10 protein-coding genes, 1 pseudogene and 1 other annotated feature are annotated in these 15,630 nt (G+C 41.7%); all 11 genes and pseudogenes read right to left on the reverse strand.

Translation table 11 applies throughout. The annotated features are described in order from the left end of the window. Positions 1–5,143 (reverse strand): annotated as a pseudogene (locus AC0YOD_RS24180) (hypothetical protein); the annotation flags it as partial. Between the two features lie 303 nt (positions 5,144–5,446). Beyond that, on the reverse strand, positions 5,447–6,529 hold the full coding sequence (locus AC0YOD_RS24185) for a Gfo/Idh/MocA family protein (protein WP_475801901.1): 1,083 nt from the start codon (positions 6,527–6,529) through the stop codon (positions 5,447–5,449). A gap of 269 nt (positions 6,530–6,798) precedes the next feature. Then, the gene (locus tag AC0YOD_RS24190; RefSeq protein WP_475801902.1) at positions 6,799–7,272 is read right to left on the reverse strand and encodes a DinB family protein; all 474 of its coding nucleotides are present in this window, start codon (positions 7,270–7,272) and stop codon (positions 6,799–6,801) included. Between the two features lie 16 nt (positions 7,273–7,288). After that, on the reverse strand, positions 7,289–7,804 hold the full coding sequence (locus AC0YOD_RS24195; protein WP_475801903.1) for a HugZ family pyridoxamine 5'-phosphate oxidase: 516 nt from the start codon (positions 7,802–7,804) through the stop codon (positions 7,289–7,291). A gap of 39 nt (positions 7,805–7,843) precedes the next feature. Then, a complete protein-coding gene (locus AC0YOD_RS24200; protein ID WP_475801904.1) occupies positions 7,844–8,623 on the reverse strand; it encodes an ABC transporter ATP-binding protein in 780 nt (259 codons plus the stop codon). A 1-nt stretch (position 8,624) separates the two neighbouring features. Beyond that, positions 8,625–9,614: a FecCD family ABC transporter permease gene (locus tag AC0YOD_RS24205; protein WP_475801905.1), complete on the reverse strand. Its 990-nt coding sequence runs from the start codon at positions 9,612–9,614 to the stop codon at positions 8,625–8,627. 15 nt (positions 9,615–9,629) lie between these two features. Beyond that, positions 9,630–10,643: an ABC transporter substrate-binding protein gene (locus AC0YOD_RS24210; protein WP_475801906.1), complete on the reverse strand. Its 1,014-nt coding sequence runs from the start codon at positions 10,641–10,643 to the stop codon at positions 9,630–9,632. Positions 10,644–11,017: 374 nt separating this feature from the next. Beyond that, positions 11,018–12,556 carry a 2-isopropylmalate synthase gene (locus tag AC0YOD_RS24215; RefSeq protein WP_475801907.1) on the reverse strand — a complete coding sequence of 513 codons (1,539 nt, stop codon included), beginning with the start codon at positions 12,554–12,556 and terminating at the stop codon, positions 11,018–11,020. Between the two features lie 188 nt (positions 12,557–12,744). Beyond that, positions 12,745–12,974 (reverse strand) — a binding site (T-box leader). 46 nt (positions 12,975–13,020) lie between these two features. After that, on the reverse strand, positions 13,021–13,698 hold the full coding sequence (locus AC0YOD_RS24220; RefSeq protein WP_475801908.1) for a bactofilin family protein: 678 nt from the start codon (positions 13,696–13,698) through the stop codon (positions 13,021–13,023). Beyond that, a complete protein-coding gene (locus AC0YOD_RS24225; protein WP_475801909.1) occupies positions 13,691–14,377 on the reverse strand; it encodes a hypothetical protein in 687 nt (228 codons plus the stop codon). The genes AC0YOD_RS24220 and AC0YOD_RS24225 overlap by 8 nt, the downstream gene beginning before the upstream one ends. A gap of 13 nt (positions 14,378–14,390) precedes the next feature. Then, complete coding sequence (locus tag AC0YOD_RS24230) at positions 14,391–15,032, reverse strand: YhbD family protein (RefSeq protein WP_475801910.1); 642 nt, start codon at positions 15,030–15,032, stop codon at positions 14,391–14,393. Positions 15,033–15,630 lie beyond the last annotated feature (598 nt).

Consider the following 15,630-nt stretch of genomic DNA (forward strand, 5'->3'; position numbering starts at 1 on the left):
ACATGCCATCTGTAACAACTTCTGTTCCGCTTGTAAAAGCAGCTCCATTTAGTTTCGCTACTCCTTCGTCGAAGCTGACCGTGACTTTATCCTTGTATATTCCACCATCCGAAACTCCGGTTACGATTGGTGCTACTTTATCAATTACAAAGTTCACCGTCGTTACATTTCCTGCTGCGTCCGTTACGACGAGCTTATACGAGCCATCCTGAAAAACTTCCGTACCGCTTGTAAAAGCAGTTCCATTCAACTTCGCTATTCCTTCGTCGAAGCTAACTGTCACTTTATCCTTGTAGACGCCACCATCCGAAACTCCGGTTACGATTGGTGCTACCTTATCAATCACAAAGTTCACTGTTGTTACATTTCCTACTGAGTCCGTTACTACGAGCTTATATACACCATCCTGATCAACTTCCGTACCGCTTGTAAAAGCAGTTCCATTCAAGGTTGCTGTTCCTTCATTAAAGCTAACTGTCACCTTATCCTTGTACATTCCACCATCCGCAACTCCGGTTACGATTGGTGCTACTTTATCAATCATAAAGTTCACTGTTGTTACATTTCCGGCTGTATCCGTTACGACGAGCTTATATACACCATCCTGATCAACTTCCGTACCGCTTGTAAAAGCATTTCCATTCAATGTTGCTGTTCCTTCATCAAAGCTAACCGTTACTTTATCCTTGTACATTCCACCATCTACAACTCCAGTTACTACTGGTGCTACTCTATCAATTACAAAGTTAACTGTTGTTACATTTCCTGCTGCATCCGTTACGATGAGAATATAGCTACCATCTGCATTGACCTCTGTACCGCTTGGAAAAGTAGTTCCATTCAAGGTTGCCGTTCCTTCATTAAAGCTAATCGTGACTTTATCCTTGTAGATTCCACCATCCGAAACTCCGGTTACGATTGGTGCTACTTTATCAATTACAAAGTTCACTGTTGTTACATTTCTGGCTGCATCCGTTACGACTAGCTTGTACGAGCCATCCTGAATAACTTCCGTTCCGCTTGTAAAAGCATCTCCGTTCAACTTCGCTGTTCCTTCATCAAAGCTAACCGTTACTTTATCCTTGTAGATTCCACCATCCGAAACTCCGGTTACGATTGGTGCTACCTTATCAATCACAAAGTTCACCGTTGTTACATTTCCTGCTGCGTCCGTTACGACGAGCTTATAGACACCATCCTGATCAACTTCCGTTCCGCTTGTAAAAGCATCTCCGTTCAACTTTGCTGTTCCTTCATTAAAGCTAATTGTCACCTTATCCTTGTAGATTCCACCATCCGAAACTCCTGTTACGATTGGTGCTACCTTATCAATCACAAAGTTCACTGTTGTTACATTTCCTACTGAGTCCGTTACTACGAGCTTGTACGAGCCATCCCGATCTACTTCCGTACCACTTGTAAAAGCAGTTCCATTCAATGTTGCTGTTCCTTCATTAAAGCTAACTGTCACTTTATCCTTGTAGACGCCACCATCCGAAACTCCGGTTACGATTGGTGCTACCTTATCAATCACAAAGTTCACTGTTGTTACATTTCCTACTGAGTCCGTTACTACGAGCTTATATACACCATCCTGATCAACTTCCGTACCGCTTGTAAAAGCAGTTCCATTCAAGGTTGCTGTTCCTTCATTAAAGATAACTGTCACTTTATCCTTGTAGATTCCACCATCCGAAACTCCGGTTACGATTGGTGCTACTTTATCAATTACAAAGTTCACTGTTGTTACATTTCCGGCTGCATCCGTTACGATGAGAATATAGCTACCATCTGCATTGACCTCTGTACCGCTTGGAAAAGTAGTTCCATTCAAGGTTGCCGTTCCTTCATTAAAGCTAATCGTGACTTTATCCTTGTAGATTCCACCATCCGAAACTCCTGTTACGATTGGTGCTACCTTATCAATTACAAAGTTCACCGTTGTTACGTTTCCTGCTGTATCCGTTACTACGAGCCTATAGACACCATCCTGATTAACTTCCGTACCGCTCGTAAAAGGATCTCCGTTCAACTTTGCCGTTCCTTCATTAAAGCTAACTGTCACTTTATCCTTGTAGATTCCACCATCCGCAACACCGGTTACGATTGGTGCTAATCTATCAATCATAAAGTTCACTGTTGTTACATTTCCGGCTGTATCCGTTACGACGAGCTTATATACACCATCCTGATCAACTTCCGTACCGCTTGTAAAAGCATTTCCATTCAATGTTGCTGTTCCTTCATTAAAGCTAACTGTCACCTTATCCTTGTACATTCCACCATCCGCAACTCCGGTTACGATTGGTGCTACCTTATCAATCACAAAGTTCACTGTTGTTACGTTTCCTGCTGCGTCCGTTACGATGAGAATATAGCTACCATCTGCATTGACCTCTGTACCGCTTGGAAAAGTAGTTCCATTCAAGGTTGCCGTTCCTTCATTAAAGCTAATCGTGACTTTATCCTTGTAGATTCCACCATCCGAAACTCCTGTTACGATTGGTGCTACTTTATCAATTACAAAGTTCACTGTTGTTACATTTCTGGCTGCATCCGTTACGACGAGCTTGTACGAGCCATCCTGGTTAACTTCAGTCCCGCTTGTAAAAGCAGTTCCATTCAAGGTTGCCGTTCCTTCATTAAAGCTAATCGTGACTTTATCCTTGTAGATTCCACCATCCGAAACTCCTGTTACGATTGGTGCTACCTTATCGATTACAAAGTTCACCGTCGTTACATTTCCTGCTGCGTCCGTTACGACGAGCTTGTACGAGCCATCCTGAATAACTTCCGTACCGCTCGTAAATGAATCTCCGTTCAACTTCGCCGTTCCTTCATCGAAGCTGACCGTTACTTTATCCTTGTACATTCCACCATCTACAACTCCGGTTACTACTGGTGCTACTCTATCAATTACAAAGTTCACGGTTGTTACATTTCCTGCTGCGTCCGTTACGACGAGCTTGTACGAGCCATCCTGAATAACTTCCGTCCCGCTTGTAAAAGCATCTCCGTTCAACTTTGCTGTTCCTTTATCAAAGCTAACCGTTACTTTATCCTTGTACATTCCACTATCCGCAACTCCCGTTACGACTGGCGCTACCTTATCAATTACAAAGTTCACGGTTGTTACGTTTCCTGCTGCATCAGTTACGACGAGCCTATAGACACCATCCTGATTAACTTCCGTACCGCTTGTAAAAGCATTTCCGTTCAACTTCGCTGTTCCTTCGTCGAAGCTAACTGTCACCTTATCCTTGTAGATTCCACCATCCCCAACTCCGGTTACGATTGGTGCTACTCTATCAATCACAAAGTTCACGGTTGTTACGTTTCCTATATCATCCGTTACCACAAGCGTATAAGTACCATCCTGATTAACTTCTGTTCCACTCGTAAATGCCGCCCCGTTCAAGGTCGCCGTTCCCTCATTGAAGGTAATCGTCACTTTTTCTTTGTATTTCCCACCATCCGTTACTCCAGTAACAGTTGGCCCTGTTTTATCAATTGTAAAGCCTACTGTTGTTACATTACCCGCTGCATCGGTTACGATAAGCGTATAATTACCATCCTCCGTTACCTGTGCCCCACTAACAAATGCCGCTCCATTCAGCGTCGACGTTCCTTCATTAAAGGAAATTGTTACATTAGTATTGTAGCTTCGACCCTGGATTACTCCGGTTACTTCTGGCGCTACAGTGTCTATCTCGAAGTCGACTATTGTATAATTCTCTGCCGCATCTCTTACAATCAACCTGTAAAAACCATCCATAGCGATCTCTGTCCCGCTAGTAAAGGGGTTACCATTTAATAGTCCACTACCTTCATTAAATGTGGGGACTATCGCCTTGTTATATGCTTGACCATCTACTACATTCTCGATAACTGGCGCTATTGTATCTACAGTGATCATGCTACTAATTGCATTACTCTCATTCCCGACCTTATCTTTATATTGTACATATACTGTTTTAGCACCTTCTCCTGCTGGAAGTGTCCAAGACAACGTTTGAAAATCAATAGTATTGAGCCAATCCGTTTGCCAAATACCGCTTATATTCGAGAATCGTACTTGCGCTACTCCCGAGCCACTCCCATCTGAATAATTCACTCTCAGTGTCACGATGTTACTACTTGTATATGCCGCATAATTATTAATAATAAGTCTACCAGTTGGTGCAGTCTGATCCAATAGTATGGTCTGGGAAGATGTATTTGAAATTCCATCTCTGGAATCCTTCACTTGCATATAGATCGTCTTAGCCCCGTCACCGCCACTTAGACTAAATGTTGCTGTATTGCTAAAAGGCAACCAAGATGCTGCCGATAAGTTCGCAGAACTATTTGCAAATCTCATATGAGTAACACTATCGCCTGCGTCAACATCCGTTCCCATTATAGATAGATTAGCAACTGACGAATTTGTAGCAGCTCCTTCATTTATCGTAAAAGAACCTGTCGGAATTGTATTTGCAGTTCCGGTCTCATAAGTCACCACTAGCTTCGGACGAAATGCAGCATTTGCGTTTTCCAGAGAATAAATTAGAAATCTACCGCTATCGGCATCTGTCTCATTACCATTCAAAACAAAGGTTATCTTACGATCATTGCCGCCCGTATATGCATCCACAGCACTTTTCACATTAAGAGTGATTGATTGATTCTGAAGATAAGTCCCCATTGGCATTTCACTATAGCTCATTGCTGTAAATTTATCCGCATAAGAGGCATTCGTATCAATAGTTGGAAAATTTACATTATTCAAATCATTCACATCTGAGCCCCTAACTTCCATATACAAAGTATGATTAGGGTTTCGTATAACAGCAGCAACAGTCAATACCAACTCTGCTGAGACAATATTTCCTTCCGGCACACCTAAATTAAACGAAGTAGCCATTCTATTTCGGACATTTATGAATCCGTCATTATTGCTCATACCAACATAAAGTAGACCGTCCCCATCATGATCATATATGCCTTCATACTCCGGTTGACCTCTCAGTTCCATCACATCCGCATTGGCAATATAACTTTTTGTAACGGTCCCCCCAGCCGCTTCTGCTCTGTTAGGTACTAGTCCGGGTGAAATAACAGATAATAATATAGCAATAACCAACAAAAATGATTGTTTCCTCATCCTTCATTCCTCCACTCTCTTGTATCAAACCATAGTTAATCATTTAAATATCATGAAGTATTTAACTATCTTCTTACCATGACTTCAACATGATCCTTTTTTTAAAAAACTTTAACATTAACTACTATAATAAAAAGGGAGGTTGTCTTATAGTGACCGTTGTCATCAATTCTGTCATGTGACAAATTTTTATTTATAATGTGGTTCAAAGTATGAGGATATTTCAACAGACGGTTCGCTATATATATGAACACAAAAAAGGCGGGCAAGAATATCTTGCACCGCCTTTTTTTTAAGTGAGCTTTATGGAAGCTCTATAGTAACCTCGCGCTTGCTTGCAGCCGAACGGAGAACACCGTCGATAATGGCTTGGTTATACAAAATTTCCGCTCCTGGAATAGGAGCTGGACGATTTTCAGAGATGGCAGCAACAAAGTCTCTTACCTTCTCATCAAATAAATTCAGTCCATGCTCGATTACTGGAATCGTAGAATGGATATGTTGATCCGCTACGTCGTGAAAAAGTGTCATACTGCCCACGCTTCCATCCCAAACACCGCTCCAAGGTCCGATACCTGCTGGAGTGACCTTGAGACCGCCGTCAGTTCCAAGGAACATCGTTGCTCCCAACGAGTCCATATGCATAGCCCAGCTGATTTTATAATTAAGTACAATATCTCCCTCAAGACGAATCATCGCTACGCCAAAATCCTCGACTTCAAAATTTGCAGCTTCTCGGTGGTATTGGGGATTCGTTCCAAAATGATTAGATGTATAAGCGGATACCGTAAGCGGCTTTGGATAACCTAGCGCATTAAGCGCCATATCGAGTGAATAGCAGCCGATATCAGCCATTGCGCCTGCCCCAGCAAGCTCCTTAGATATAAAGGTGCCGCCAGGCATGCCGCGACGTCTGCCGCCGCCTGTTTCAACAAAGTAAATGTTACCAAGTTGACCAGATTGAACAATCTTTTGAATGAGCGTCATATTGGGGTCGTATCTTGGCTGAAAGCCAACGGTCAGGATTTTCCCACTGCGCTCAGCTGCTTCGACCATGTCGATGGATTGCTGAAGCGTAACGGACATTGGTTTCTCAACGAGCACATGCTTACCAGCATTTAATGCATTTATAGACGTTTCTGAATGAGCGAAGTTTGGTGTGCAAATGCTGACACCGTCTAGGTCAAGCTCCAACAGCTTCTTATGATCTTCATAAGCAACCGCGTTAACAAGACCCTCTTGTTCGATAAAAGCTTGTGCTTTTCCAGCAATGCTGTCTGCCACAGCTACAATTTCCACATGAAGAGGCATTTTTTTATAAGCTGAAGCATGCGCTCTTGCAATCCCGCCGCTTCCTATAATTCCGATTCGGATCATTCTAGTCATTTCCATATCCCTCTTTCAATCGTAGTGATTCTACTTTAGCACAGCTTTAATAGGCATGAAATGGTGAGAAACGGACATAACATCTACAAAATCATGACATCCGCCTTGATACTCGTTTCATTAAACTAACTCCATTTAAGGATTGTCCGTCCCCAATCACTATGTCTGCAAATGTGTTCAAAAAGAATAAAAAAAACGCCTGAAAAATCAAGCGTTTTACGTTAATTCTTTATTTATATAACAAATGTCCATGCACGTAATTCAATATGTTAAACCGAAGCTTGAGATACTTCTTGAGTACGTGCATTTTTCTGAATAAGCGAAATTTGTCCGGCATGAATCCCTGTATGATACATCAGTCTGCCTACCGCTTCAATTGGTGTTGATGCACCAATGCGTGATTCTACACTCTGAGTCCAAGCTTCCTCCGGAAGCTCTCTCATCGCTTCAATTAAATTTTCATTTGAAGCTCTAAGCAGCTCAACTAACTCTTCTACAAGGTTAGAGGACTCATTGCTAACGTCTTCACCTGGGCCCTTTGTTTGCTTATGCTCCTCCGGTATGCTTCTGCCGAAGAACCACTCCGCAAACATAAATTCAACCTCCGCATTGTGACGAATCAAAGATTCGATTGACGCTGAACCAATTTGCAAGTTTAAGTCTTGTTCCGGCAATCCTTTAACCATTTTGTGGAATCGCTCTTGCGTCGCCTTCCATAGAGGCAATACAGTCGAAAAAGTCATTCGAAATCAGCTCCTTTTATACGGTTTCTTTCGTTTCCTTTTTCTTGTCGATAACCACATGATTAAATAGATTAGCATCCACATCTATATCGAATGCCATTCCGAAACCAACAACATAGCGACCTTGCAGCGGGTTCAACTCAAAAAGTGAGAAATCCAAACCGCGCAGCAAATCCATCATTTTATCACCGTGATCATTATTAAACAATGCAAAGATATCCTCATGTCCGTCGTTGCCAATGTTTGTTGCCGTACAGCTCCAACGTACACGTTCCGTTGCAAATTTATTATTCGTTGCAGACTCATCCGCTAAAAGCAGCACATCGACAAAATCATTATTTTCCGCATATCTATAATGATCAGCAATTTTACTGATATAGATATAAAGCTTGCCTTCTTTCTTCACAAACGGAGCATAACTGATAAATGGCTTTCCTTCATCATCAATTAAGCTCAAAACTAGATTTTTACGATTTGCAATAAACTGCAAGTAATTTTCTTTGTTTTTCTCTATATCAACTGGTCTTTTCAAAATAAACCCCTCCATAAAATGATTTATAATTGTCCGCGACTATTTTACCGTACTTAACAGATGAATACGAGGCTTCTTTTCTGCTGGAACATATTGAATTTCTGAGTCCATCCGATAAACCTGTCGGATCATGTCCGTTGTCATGACTTGGTTCGGTGAGCCATACATCGCCTTCTCGCCAGACTTCACAACAACAATACTGTCGCTATAGGTAGAAGCTTGATTGAGATCATGAAGCACCATGATGATCGTCATACCCATATCTTGATTTAGCTCTCGAACAAGCTCGAGAACTTCATGTTGGTGAGAAATATCCAAATAAGTTGTCGGCTCGTCAAGCAACATCACCTTTGGACGCTGCGCAAGCGCCATGGCGATCCATGCACGCTGTGATTCACCGCCGGATAAGGAAACGACCCGTCGATCCTTGTATTCTGTCAAATGTGTCTTCTCAAGTGCCCAATGAACAATATCCATATCCTCATTGTTCAATTTCTCAAACCATTTTTTATGTGGATATCTGCCGTAAGAGACAAGATCGATTACAGTCATATCAGTAGGGGCTTGATTCTTCTGACTTAACATGCACATCTTGCGCGCAACTTGTTTGGCACTCATGGCTTTTAAGTTCACGCCTTCGAGTTCTACTGTACCTGTATGATAAGGAATGAGCCGGGAAACGGCTTTGAGTAATGTCGATTTTCCAGAGCCATTCGGTCCAATTATGGACACAACTTCCCCTTCTTTTACAGAGAAGGAGAAGTTGTTAATGACGCTCTTTTGCTCATACCGAATCGAAATGGAATCAACAGTAAACATGTTAAAATGCCCTCCTTCTCATCAGGTACAGAAAGTAAGGTGCTCCTATTACAGCCATGAGAATACCCGATGGGATATCAAGCGGTGAGAACAAGGTCCGACCACCCGTATCTGCAATTAACAGGACAAGCGCTCCAAGTGCCATACTCATCGGCAACAGATATTTATAATCTGATCCAACAAGCATTTTAGCCATATGCGGTACAACAAGCCCAACAAATCCGATCATCCCAATTGCAGCTACAGAGATTGCAGTCAAGAAAACAGCTAATAAGGACAGTAAAATTCGGATTCGGTTAACATTCTCACCTAGATTAGATGCGACTTGGTCACCCAGCCGAATAATATTAGCCTTGCGTATAGCGAAGATCGATAATATCCAACCTACAATTGCGTAAGGCAATACCATCATCAAAGCACTATTACCTTTAGCTGCCAAACTACCATTAAGCCATTGAACTGCGGCAGGGAGACGATCACTGTACAAAATGGTCAGAAATCCAATAACTCCCCCGCACAAAGCATTCACTGCAACACCGGATAGAATGATGGTAATAGGTGAAATCCCATTCCTTCTCCAAGCTAGTGCATAAACAATAGATGATGCAATTAGTCCACCTACAAAAGCGGCAATCGGAATGAATTCCGTATATTGCGGTGCAGCAAGCATAATGACAAGTACACAAGCAGCCGCGCCGCTTGTTACTCCCGTAAGACCAGGATCAGCTAGCGGGTTACCCATGACTGCTTGCAAGAGTGCACCCGAAATTGCTATATTCGCCCCAATAATCATTGCCAGCATGACACGCGGCAATCGGATATCCCATATGATTGTCGCGTTCACCGCTTTAGAGGATGAGCTAAAAATCGTACTTAATATATCTTTTATCGGGATGGACACACCGCCAACTCCAATTGCTAATATTGCAGCAACGATGGCCAGTATGAACGTGAAGATAACGATGATCCTGCTTCGAGATGTATTTATCACTTGCTGTCTCCTCTATCACTCATAGAAATAATTTGCAATTTCTGTTAAGGCTTTCTCCGCGTTGATGATCGATGTTACACCGAAAACACTATAATCCAAAATATGAATTTTATCATTTTTATAAGCTGAAAGTTTTGTCCATGTGCTGTTCTTTTCTACTTCCTTCTGGAACTTATCAACGGAAGCACCATGGTCTCCTGAAGCAAGTACGAGAATGATGTCAGGATCAGCTGCAACGATGTTCTCCATATTGATTGGAGAATACGTATCTGTTACTTTCAATACGGATGTCGCGATATTATCTGCGTTAAGCTTCTTCACAAGACTGCCAAGATAAGAACGTTCACTCATAACCATGAATGAATCCGAAGTTCCAATAACCAGCATAACGCTTGGCATTTCTTTGCCTTCAGCTTGCTTAATCAACTCATTTTCTTTATCCAAAATTTTGGACAATACAGCATTCATTTCATCTACTTTATTAAAATAAGTACCCAGTACTTTAATGCTAAGCTTCAAATCATCGAAGGATTCTGTGCTTAAATATGCTTTTTCCATCTTAATACCTTCAAGTGTTTTGTCTAACGTGCTGCGAAGCGACTCTGCGCCAAGAAGCAAATCCGGTTCAAGCTTAGTTACAACTTCAATATCCGGCGACATTGGTGAGCCAATTCGCTCTACCGCATCGAATGCTGCAGGAATAGGATTAGTAGAAGTAGGAACTCCAACTGGTGTAACTCCCAGCAAGAACAGCATTTCTGTTAATGGTACAGATGTTGTTACAATTCGTTCTGGTACTTCTTTTGGAAATTGAGTTAATGCTTCATTAAACTTTGTTTCATCAACACCATCGTTTTCCAAGCTATATACTTTTGCATCATTCTCACTATTATTCGTATTACTTGTCTCATTGCTTGTGGTATTCGTTGCCGCATTTTTATCAGCTTGATTGTCCTCTTTGTTTGTGGACGAACATGCCGTCATAACACAAAATGCCGCAATAACCAAAACTACTATAAACTTTTTCAAAACCTATCCCTCCGAGTATGTATAGATGTGATAAATGCCTTATAGATTGGAATGATAATCATTTTCATTTGTATCTACGACTACCATGATAATGGTTATCATTATCGTATGTCAAGAGGTTTATTTGTCATGTCCTTCCAAGACACTCTCTTAGCTGACTTTTTATCCATTCGATTGCGTCTTATCAAACAATATGCGCTGATCCCTTCCATTCATGACTATTTAATGGAGAACAAACCCACAAAAAAAGGTACATTTTATAAACACATCCTAAAACAAAGAGCCACGTCCTTTGGACGTGGCTGGATTGTATGGTAGATAGATGCAGGTGGATGCAACTCAAACAAATCTGATCCATAAATATTTACAATAATTTAGATATTCTCATTAGCGCTATCTAGCAAAGCAGCGTTAATACCATTCAAGAAAGCCATTGCACTTGCTTTGATAATATCCGTATCCATAGCGCGGCCAGAGTATATCTTGCCTTGATATTCGATTCGGATGTTGACCCGACCAATAGCTTCTTTCCCTCTAGACAAGCTGTTTATTTTGTAATCTTTCAACTGAACGTCCAGCCCTACCAATGTTTTAATGACACTATAAAGGGCATCAATCGGTCCATCACCTACCGCGCTATCCTTATACGTCTCGTTGCCCTTCTTTAGTTTAACTGTTGCAGTAGGGTACAGATCATTGGTTACAACCTGGAACGACTCCAATTCAAACAGTTGGCTGTCACCCACATCGAGGGTACGGTGATTAGTCACTAAATAAAACACATCATGGTCATAGACTTCTTTTTTGGCATCAGCTAAAGTAATAAATTTCTGGAATAACAATTCAAAGTCTTCAGCATCGCTCGTTTCAAAACCCATCTTTTCAACTGCATTCTTGAAAGCATGTCGTCCGGAACGTGCAGTCAGTATCAATTCCATACTTTCTGCCCCAACCTCTTCAGGAGACATGATTTCATAAACCCGTTTGTCCTTCAATAGTCCATCCTGATGGATACCCGAAGAATGTGCAAAAGCATTCTCACCGGTAATCGCCTTATTAACCTGTACATCGAGTCCAGTCAAATGAGTCAGAAGCCTTGAGGTTTTGAGCAGCTCTTTCGTATTAATATTAGTATCGCATTTATAATAATTCTCCCTTACTCTGACACCCATAACAACTTCCTCTAGCGATGTGTTACCCGCACGTTCACCTAAACCGTTGATCGTACACTCAACCTTTTCGGCTCCATTTTTGATGGCACTCAGCGTATTGGCCGTTGCCAGTCCAAGATCATTATGGCAATGCACGCTGAGAATCACTTTATCATTTACATTTTTAAGACGATCATTAATTTTTCGAATCAGTTCTCCAAATTCTTCAGGTACAGCATAACCAACTGTATCCGGTACATTAATCATGTTTGCCCCTGCTTTAACAACAGCCTCGATCGTTTTCCATAAGTATTCAAAGTCCGATCTCGATGCATCCTCAGTGGAGTATTGGACATGGGGCAATAAGGTTCTCGCATATTTAACCGCGTCTACCCCCATTTGCATCACAGCTTCCTTGGAGCGATTAAATTTTTTCTCAACATGAATGTTAGATGTTCCAAGCACAATATGAATAAGAGGATTCTGCGCGAGCTTGATACTTTCGTATACCGCATCTATATCACTTTGGACTGCCCGCGCAAGCGCAGTAATCGATATCGTATCGCCTACACTTCGAGCAATCTCCTTAACGGCCTGAAAATCACCAGCGGAAGAAGCAGGAAAACCCGCTTCAATTATATCTACATTGAGCCGTTTTAACTGCTGAGCAAACTCAATTTTTTGTTGTACATTCAATTTAGCGCCGGGTACTTGCTCACCATCGCGCAGTGTAGTGTCTAGAACGATTATTTTACGGTTCATTGGGAATTCCTCCTAAGTAATGTTGAATAAATATATGTCAAGCGGGGTTGATTAAACCCGGAATTTAATCAACAAGCTCAAAGGCTATCGCCATCCTTGGCATCAAAAGCCGTTAAGCATCCTGTCCAAATAAAGTATATTTCCATAACCTATACCTCTTTTTGAACGCAAAAAACCCCGTCTCTATGTATAGAGACGGGGTATAGCCCGCGGTACCACTCTAATTCATTTCTTGCGAAATGATCTCATTCGATGGCAATTACCATCTATCCCTGTAACGGTGGAATTCCGTCTAACCCTACATTTTCGGGCAGCTGTTCATAGACGAGTTCAAAGCGATTGACGCTACCGTTTCTCACCAACCAACGGCTCTCTGAAGGGTCACTTCACTTCTACTATTTCTAATCATAACATTTATATTGTAAATTATTGCTTATTATAGGTTGCTTCAATCATTTTGTCAATTAGAGCTTTATTTGATGCTTCACTTTAGCATTTTTATGGACCTTTAGTGTATCTCGGTACTCCACGGTCCCAATTTCACAATCCGTTCCGATAATTACACTTCCACCTCTAACCATATCAGCCCTTGTATGCTGAAGCTCTATGCTGTCGCCTTCAATCAGTCCAGTATGGAAGATGGTTTTATTTGCGTCCCTAAATTTCATCAGATTCAGAAAAGCTCCGGCTTTACTTCTCTTGATCCGAATTAAACCGCCACCAACCTCCTTGACGAAGCAAGGACCGAATAGGCTAATTTCGAGGCGGTCTGCACTGAGCAATCCATCTACATTAGCTGCGCCAGAAAGCTGCAACTCCTCGGCTTCACAATCACCCTTTACATCCAGATTCCCAGTGAATTTAATTCGATCTGCTCTAAGCTCGGCAGCAGTCTTCACCTCCCCCCGTCCCCGCAGAGAGTTCCCGTCAAAACTGCCGTTAACGAAACATTCACCCGTTATCTTTATATCTTGTACTCGGAGGCTGCCAGCTATATTCAATTCTCCGGTCAAGCTCAGTCTCAGGCAATCCACATCGCTGTTAAATTGACACTCCCCAGTTATATTCACATTTTTATAAAAACCGCCCGCTGATGTTGTTTCACCTAATATTTTCAAAGGATTCCGAATCACTTCAGTCACTTATCTTCTCCTCCTTCATCACCCTTGCACCGGGATAAACAGTCAGCTTCGAGCGATATTCCACCCGACCAATCGAACAGCCTTGACCAATAATGATAACATTGCCCCTAACAATATCCGCAGTCGTAAACTCCAGATCAATAAAGTCGCCCTCAATCGTCCCAACATGAAGTTCAGGCTTTAATTTTGGAATAATTCCACTCCATAATTTACTCCAACCGCCTTTGTTTTCTTGACGAATAACGATGCTTTCTACACCAATCTCACTAGCTTTTCCTTGGCCCTGTAGACAAAATTCAAATTCACCCGCACTAAGCAAACCACCAACATTGAAGCCGCCAATCCCTGTAAAACGCTCAAGCTCACAATCGCCCTTTATACTCATCATGCCATTGAGCACACAGCTTTCTCCACTAAGCCCGCCACCAATCGTAAGCATACCGTCAGCCTTCATGCTTCCAAAGTTCAGATTACCTTTCACATTCATCACGCCATTACAATCCATTTCAGTGGCTGTAAGATCAGCATTCAATCGCATATGTCCGTTTCCATTAAAATGACGAGCTGTTATCGAGCCGCTGACTCTGCCAACCCCGTCTATTTTAACGTTATTGTAATGACCTCCGCCGGCACCGCCAACACCATTTACAATCAAGTCTGACAACAGATTTGTCTCCATTACCCAACCTCCATTATGCAAGTTTTCCTTTTAAATGCTCGATTAAATCACCAAGACTTAGTTTCGCTACAAGCCTTACACCTTCGTCAAAAATTAATTCAGCTGGCGATAACGCTAATATAAAGGAAGTGACTCCCATTTTCCTGACAAAAAAGAGATCCCAGCTCTTTCCCTCAAACTTCTTGGTCTTCTCCTCCAAGGTTCCAAAGAGCAGTCCTGCCTCTTCCAGACTCATTTCTCCTCTGCTAAGCAGATAGTCAACTGTATATAAATGAACGAGCTGTTCGAGAGTATACATCTCTTCTTCTTTTTGTGATGCCTTCCCGAACTTCTCCAAGGTTTGTAACGAAACAATGTTTCGTTCTTCAATTTCTTTAACTGTTAATGACATAAGGTTAATTGATGAAGTGTCGGATAACTTTCCTGCAAGCTCATCTAATGACAGATCATCCTTCATATTAATAATGTTATGGATACGAGCTAATATAGTTTGTTTTGGGAAGAAGGTTTCTTGACCTGTAAACGTTGATTTACGAATAAACCATTCATCCGGAATAAGCTTTTTTCGCTTCCAGCGATACAATTGTCCATACGATATGCCTGTTAAATCCAGCAGATCCTTCTTAGAAATTAAATCCTTATCCAATGTGATCACCTCTTATCGCTATCGTAACATAACACTGTTACGTTGTAAATGTAGGAATGTCTATTTGTAAAACAAACACATCCGCACGAGTGGCTCGCTAAATCTCGCTAAAGTAGCAATCTACACTTTTGGCTGAAACCGTCATTCGCCTCCTCGAGCGTGTCGCCATAAAAACAGAAATCCACGTCCTGTGGACGTGGGTTGGTTTTTGGTCTTTTGGTTTTTGGGCTTTTTGGCTTTTTGGCTTTTTGGCTTTTTGGCTCTTGGGCTCTTGGGCTCTTGGGCTCTTGGGCTCTTGGGCTCTTGGTATTTTTGGATTTTTGGATTTTTGGCTATTGATCTTTGGTAATTGGTCTTTGGTCTTTAGTCTTTAGTCTTTAGTCTTTAGTCTTTAGTCTTTAGTCTTTGGTCTTTTATCTATAATTTCGTATTGTGGACATAGGTTCCTCTATTTGTACAAATTAGCTCTTATCCTCATAGTTTCGGACATAGATTCCGCTATTTACAGTAATTACGAGGTTTAATGGGTGTTTTAGTACAATTAACGGCTCTCATATCCGCAATACGCTCCAAAACCCCTTTGGATTCTAAATTAGCGGAACTAATG

The organism is Paenibacillus sp. J31P13, assembly GCF_056269295.1.

What these genes read in the sequence shown, in the direction of transcription:
- AC0YOD_RS24185 (WP_475801901.1), bottom strand. Translation starts at nt 6,529, where the DNA reads ATGACTAGAATGATCCGAATCGGAATTATAGGAAGCGGCGGGATTGCA.
- AC0YOD_RS24190 (WP_475801902.1), bottom strand. Translation starts at nt 7,272, where the DNA reads ATGACTTTTTCGACTGTATTGCCTCTATGGAAGGCGACGCAAGAGCGA.
- AC0YOD_RS24200 (WP_475801904.1), bottom strand. Translation starts at nt 8,623, where the DNA reads ATGTTTACTGTTGATTCCATTTCGATTCGGTATGAGCAAAAGAGCGTC.
- AC0YOD_RS24215 (WP_475801907.1), bottom strand. Translation starts at nt 12,556, where the DNA reads ATGAACCGTAAAATAATCGTTCTAGACACTACACTGCGCGATGGTGAG.
- AC0YOD_RS24225 (WP_475801909.1), bottom strand. Translation starts at nt 14,377, where the DNA reads ATGGAGACAAATCTGTTGTCAGACTTGATTGTAAATGGTGTTGGCGGT.